This is a genomic window from Streptomyces sp. NPDC101490 (assembly GCF_044767145.1).
Taxonomy (GTDB): domain Bacteria; phylum Actinomycetota; class Actinomycetes; order Streptomycetales; family Streptomycetaceae; genus Streptomyces.
In genome coordinates this window covers 1-1033 of the sequence record NZ_JBIWNI010000057.1, presented here as the reverse complement: position 1 = coordinate 1033, position 1033 = coordinate 1, and the positions used below count along the sequence as shown (strand labels likewise).

The 1033-nt window shown below is 70.7% G+C and carries 1 protein-coding gene; it reads right to left on the bottom strand.

The window, feature by feature from the left end; translation table 11 throughout:
- A partial coding sequence (locus tag ACIRQY_RS35640; RefSeq protein WP_403933020.1) for an IS701 family transposase occupies positions 1–967 on the bottom strand: 967 nt, incomplete at its 3' end.
- Positions 968–1033 lie beyond the last annotated feature (66 nt).

The window sequence follows — 1033 nt, the reverse complement described above, 5'->3', positions numbered from 1 at the left end:
CCGTGGGCAGGTTCGAGATCCAGTACTTCACCGGCTCGGCCTCGTCCTCGGGCCACTGCGCGATCAGCCAGACGAGCGGGATCGTCCCGTCGTCGGCGGGTTTGGGCCGCCGCCCCGCGAGGCGGACCCGCAGGAGGACGAAGTGCGAGCTCATCGCGGCTTTGGAACCCTTGCGCCAGGTCACGGCCCGGCCCCGGTGACGTCCGGCGGCAAGCACGTGCTCGCGCAAGGACACGGGGCGGGTGCGGTAACGGGGCAGCGGACGGGGGCCGAGCCCTGAGTAGGCGGGCTGGTGCGGCACGGCCTTTTCGCCATGGGCGGTCATCTCGCCTTTCACCTGCAGCACGTAGGCCAGAGCCCGCTCTTCCAGACCGTGGCGGAAGTCGGCGTTCGCGCCGTAGCCGGTGTCGGCGACCAGCACGGCGGGCCGCAGCCCGATGCCGGAGAGTTCGTCGAGCATGTCCAGCGCCAGCTGCCACTTCGGGCGGTGGTGTTCGCTCTCGGGGATCCGGCAGGCCGCCCGGCGTCCGGCGGCTTCGGGAGCGTCCCATGCGGTGGGCAGGAACAGCCGCCATGACAGCGGGCACGAGGCCGTGTCCGAGGCTGCGTGGACGCTGACGCCGATCTGGCAGTTGCCAACCTTGCCCAGGGTGCCCGAGTACTGCCGGGCCACCCCGGGTGAGGCGGTGCCGTCCTTGGGGAAACCGGTGTCGTCCACCACCCACACCTGCGGACGCACCACGGCCACCGCCCGCCACGCCAGCCGGGCTCGCACGCCGACGACCGACCAGGTCGAGGACGTCATGAACTGCTGCAACCGCTGATGATCGACACCCAGACGCTCGGCCATCGGCTGCATCGACTTGCGCCGGCCGTCCAGCAGCAGACCCCGCAGATACAACTGGCCCTTCTCCAGCCAGTCCGGCCGCACCAACGGCGCGAACACCTCCGCGGCGAACTCCTCCAACCGACCCCGCACCGCCACAAGCTCCCCAGCCCTCATACAGCCAGCGAACTACCGAAAACCCGACAC